3 protein-coding genes and 2 pseudogenes are annotated in these 4,422 nt (G+C 71.3%); 1 reads left to right on the top strand and 4 read right to left on the bottom strand.

Going from position 1 to position 4,422, the window contains the following annotated elements; translation table 11 throughout:
* Positions 1-6: 6 nt before the first annotated feature.
* From AD428_RS22000 to AD428_RS21980, 4 genes and pseudogenes are all read right to left on the bottom strand, one after another.
* On the bottom strand, positions 7-636 hold the full coding sequence (locus AD428_RS22000) for a PfkB family carbohydrate kinase (RefSeq protein ID WP_082308546.1): 630 nt from the start codon (positions 634-636) through the stop codon (positions 7-9).
* Between the two features lie 284 nt (positions 637-920).
* Positions 921-1,784, bottom strand: a complete 864-nt coding sequence (locus AD428_RS21990) for a M20/M25/M40 family metallo-hydrolase (RefSeq protein WP_235491070.1) — start codon at positions 1,782-1,784, stop codon at positions 921-923.
* Positions 1,785-2,036: 252 nt separating this feature from the next.
* A pseudogene (locus tag AD428_RS21985) lies at positions 2,037-2,859 on the bottom strand (zinc-binding alcohol dehydrogenase family protein); the annotation flags it as partial.
* Between the two features lie 20 nt (positions 2,860-2,879).
* On the bottom strand, positions 2,880-3,674 hold the full coding sequence (locus tag AD428_RS21980; RefSeq protein ID WP_053246587.1) for an SDR family NAD(P)-dependent oxidoreductase: 795 nt from the start codon (positions 3,672-3,674) through the stop codon (positions 2,880-2,882).
* 119 nt (positions 3,675-3,793) lie between these two features.
* Between AD428_RS21980 and AD428_RS21975 the strand changes: the two are divergent.
* Positions 3,794-4,422: pseudogene (locus AD428_RS21975) on the top strand (LysR substrate-binding domain-containing protein); the annotation flags it as partial.

The following is a 4,422-nucleotide window of genomic DNA, read 5'->3' as shown; positions in this document are numbered from 1 at the left end:
CGCGCGTCACACCACGAGCAGCAGCGCGCCTTGCGCCGAGGCCCGCGGCGCGGCGCTGGTCGCCACCACCCAGCGCGGACCCTGCGCGATGAGTCCGCCGCGCGCGGCGATCACCTCGTCCAGCGTGGCGAGCGGACGGCCGGCCAGCGTTTCCAGTTCGAAATGGTTGGGCGTCATGCCGTCGGCCAGCGGCACGAGCAGCTTGCGGTATTGCTCCACCAGCCCCGCATCCACGTACAGGCCGTCGTTGCTGTCGCCCAGGACCGGGTCGATGAACACGGGCAGGCCGGGCCTGGCCTGCCGCACGCGGGGCAGCCACCGGGCCAGCAGGTCCGCCTGCGCCGGATTGCCCAGGTAGCCGCAAACGATGGCGCGCGCCTGCGCGACGACACCCCGGTCCCACAGCCCCTGGAGCAGGCCCTCGAACCATTCGGCGGGCACCGCGCCGCCGTACAGGCTGGGATAGTGCGGCGTATTGCTCAGCACCACCGTGGGCACGGCCACGGCGCGGTAGCCCGCCTCGCGCAGCACCGGCAGCGCGGCATTGTTGCCCACGCAGCCGTAGACGACCTGCGACTGGATGGAAATGACGTCCACCCGGGCGGGCGTGGCGGGCGGCGCGGCGTTCGCGGTCATGCGGAAAACTCCTGGTGCGGATATGGCCAAAAACGGGATGATAGCCCCGAGGACCGCGGCCCGCCCGGGCGCAGCCCTATCGGCGCGGCGCAATCGCTGGACCCTCTGCTGGAAGAACTGGCGCCGCGGCAGGCGGGAATTCGAGCTGTTACGCCGCGCGTATGCCGGCCGGACCTTCGCCGAGCGCCTCGGAATCGCCCCAGGCGATCAAGCGCCCATCCGGCGGGCCAGCGCCAGGTAGATATCGCGCGCGCCCACGAGCTGCTCGACCGCGACGGACTCGTCTATGGTGTGCGCGTCTTCCTCGTTGCCCGGCCCCAGGCCCACCGTGGGAATGCCGCGCCGCCCGCCGACTCCGAGCCGTTGGTGCAAAAAGGCCAACAGCCCACCGCGTCGTCCCTGCCGCACTCTCTCGCGGCCCCGCGCAGCGCCGCGAGCACGGGCGCATCGTCGGGACAGCGCCATGCCGGCAGCCAGCGCGGCGGCGCCGCCGACTCCCCTGTAAAGGCGCGCACCGGATCGGCGCTGATTTCCAGCGTGTAATCGCGCACCCCCACCCGCTCCAGGCACAGCCTGATCGGGCCGAGCACGTCGTGCTCGGTTTCTCCCGCGAGGGTGCGGCGGTCGAAACGCAGCGTCACGCCGCCCGGAACCATCGATATCGAGGGATACGGCTGCGACACCGCGTCCACCGGCACCTGCAGGGCCGGCCCCAGCACCGGGTCGGAAGGCAGGGGCAGAGATTCGAGGGCGAGCAGGGCCCGCGCCGCCGCATGCAGGGGGTTGCGCCCCACTTGCGGCGTCGCCGCATGGGCCGGCTTGCCGTGCAGCGTGAGCAGCACCTCCATGCGGCCTTTCTGGCCCGCCTTGATCCGCAGGCCCGACGGCTCGCAGATCACGACGGCCCCAGGCTGCACGGCGTCCAGCACCCGGGCCAGCGCATGGCCTTCGATGACTTCCTCCAGCACGCTCGCCGACACGGCGATCCTGCGCCGCAAGCCCTGGCGCGCCGCCGCGGCCACGCCGCAAATGGCCGCCGCGATACCGCCTTTCATGTCGGCGCTTCCCCTGCCGTACAGGCGGCCCCCGTGGATCACGCCGCCATAAGGGTCGAAACGCCAATGGCCGGTGACCGGCACCACGTCCATATGACCGTCGAACAGCAAGGCCACGTCTGCCTGCGCGGGCCCGGCATAGCCCACCACCGAACCGTTGGCGTCCGTCGTCACCTCGTCGAAACCCGCTTCGCGCATGGCCTGGGCAACCAGCCGCGCCATGCCGCCCTCCTCGCCGGACAGGCTGGGCGTGCGCACCATGGCCTGGGTCAGGGCCACTACATCCATCGTCATGGGAACTCCCGGTAGTTTGAAGCCGGCCCCGGAAGGGGCCGCGTTGTCGTGCAGCGGGCGGGCGAACATGAATTCCCAATGCAGCGAGGCGGCCTTGCTCTTGAGCAGGCGCACGTCGATGGCGCCGGGGTCGTCGATGAGCGCGATCCGGCCCTGGGGCGCGATGGCCTCGGCCATCTGGCCGAAGTGCTGGTCGGTCTGGGTCAGGCCGGCGATGAAGTCCACCTGGCCGAACCCGCCGCGCCGCAGCTCGGAGGCCAGCGGCCGGCTGTGGTCGATGACGTGATGGGCGCCCAGGTCCAGCACCCATTGGCGGGTTGCGGGCGCGAGGCGGTGCCGATGACGGTGAGGCCCGCGAGCTGGCGCGCGAGCTGCACCAGGATGGAGCCCACGCCGCCGCCCGCGCCGACCGCCAGCAGGCTGCGCTGGCTGGGCGCCGCGTTGTCCAGCACGCGCAGGCGGTCGAACAGCAGCTCCCAGGCGGTAATGGTGGTGAGCGGCAGCGCGGCCGCCTGGGCATAGTCCAGGCTTTCGGGCATGCGGCCACCAGGCGCTCGTCGACGACGTGCAGTTCGCTGTTGGCGCCGGGGCGGTCCAGCGCGCCGGCATAGTACACGCGGTCGCCCGGCTTGAAGAGGCCGGCGCGCGCGCCCACGGCGCGCACCACGCCGGCCGCGTCCCAGCCCAGCACTTCGGGTCGGCCGTCCCGGGGGCGGCGGTTGGCGCGGACTTTCACGTCCACGGGGTTGACCGAGATGGCGCGCACTTCGACGAGCAGGTCGCGTTCGCCGGGCACGGGGTCGGGCAGGGTGACGTCCTGCAGCGACTCGGGATCGGCGGCGGGCAGGTTGCGATAATAGGCGATGGCTTTCATGGGCTCGGATGCATGAGGGTTCAGGCGATCGAACGCACCACGCCGCCGTCCACGCGCAGCGCGGCGCCGTTGGTGGCGGAGGCCTGCGCGGAGCAGGCGTAGACCACCATGTTGGCGACTTCCTCCACGGTGGCCAGGCGGCGCAGCAGCGAACTGGGCCGGTGCCGGGCGATGAAGTCGCTTTCCATCTGCGCCTGCGGCACGTTCTGCTCCCTGGCCATTTCGGCGAAGAACCCGGCCACGCCTTCGGAGCGCGTGGGGCCGGGCAGCACGGCGTTGACCGTGACGCCGGTGCCGGCGGTGAGTTCGGCCAGCCCGCGCGAGACGCCCAGCAGCGCGGTCTTGCTCACGCCGTAGTGGATCATCTCGGCCGGGATCTGCAGGGCCGATTCGCTGGAGATGAAGACGATGCGCCCCCAGTTGGCCGCCATCATGCGGGGCAGGTAGTGGCGCGACAGCCGCACGCCGCTCATCACATTCACGTCCAGCATGTATTGCCAATCGTCGTCGGTGATCTCGGTGAAGGCCTTGGGCGCGAAGTAGCCCGCGTTGTTGACCAGGATGTCCACGTCGGGATGGGCGGCGCAGAGGGCGGCGGCGCCGTCGGCGGTGGCGAGATCCGATTGCACGGTGCCGAGGCGCGCGCCGGGATGGCGGCTGGCGACGGCGGCCCGCGCGGCGGCGAGCTTGTCGGCGTTGCGGCCATGCAGCACTACCTCGGCGCCCGCCTCGGCCAGGCCCTGCGCGATGGCCAGGCCGATGCCGCCCGACGAACCGGTCACCAGCGCCTTCTTGCCGTTGAGTTCGATTTTCATGCGAGGACTCCTGAAAGAGAAAAGGGAAAACGGGTATGGCCGCATGATTGCCCATGTCCGGCAGCGGAAAAACCCGGTAGCATCGCAGTCAGTTTCAACGGATTTTTGAAAATAGATCCATGGTCCGTTTCGACGACCTGCGCATTTTCGTGGCGGCGGCCGACCTGGGCGGCTTCTCGGCCGCGGCTCGCGAACTCGACGTGACGCCGGCGGTGGCCAGCGCCGCGCTCAAGCGGCTGGAGGCGGCGGTGGACGCGCGGCTCTTCGTGCGTTCCACGCGCAGCATCCGGCTTACCGCGGACGGCGAGCGCTACCTGGAGCACGCGCGCGCCGCGCTCGCGGCGCTGGAGGCGGGCCGCAACGCGCTGGCCCGGGACAAGACCGCGGTGGGCGGCACGCTGTCGGTTTCGGTGCCGTCGGACCTGGGCCGCAACGTGCTGCTGCCATGGCTGGACGAATTCCAGGCGCGCCATCCGCGCGTGCATTTCCAGGTGCGCATCAGCGACCGCCTGGCCGACCTCTACCGGCAGCCGGTGGACCTGGCGGTGCGCTACGGCACGCCCGACGATTCCAGCCTGGTGGCGCTGCCGGTGGCCGAGCACAACCGCCGCGTGGTGTGCGCCTCGCCCGCCTACCTGCAGCGCCACGGCGTGCCGCGCACGCCCGCCGACCTGCGGCGGCACAACTGCCTGTCCTTCGTGCTGGGCGAAACCCTGCAGACCGCTGGCGCTTCGAGCGCGACGGCGCG

It is taken from the genome of Achromobacter sp. DMS1 (assembly GCF_001270295.1).
The sequence above is the reverse complement of the archived record's forward strand: the minus strand, read 5'-3'. Positions and strand labels throughout refer to the sequence as shown.

Bases quoted from the DNA above. Each gene is read 5' to 3' on its own strand.
- AD428_RS22000 (WP_082308546.1), bottom strand. From the start codon at position 636: ATGACCGCGAACGCCGCGCCGCCCGCCACGCCCGCCCGGGTGGACGTC.
- AD428_RS21990 (WP_235491070.1), bottom strand. From the start codon at position 1,784: ATGGACGTGGTGCCGGTCACCGGCCATTGGCGTTTCGACCCTTATGGC.
- AD428_RS21980 (WP_053246587.1), bottom strand. From the start codon at position 3,674: ATGAAAATCGAACTCAACGGCAAGAAGGCGCTGGTGACCGGTTCGTCG.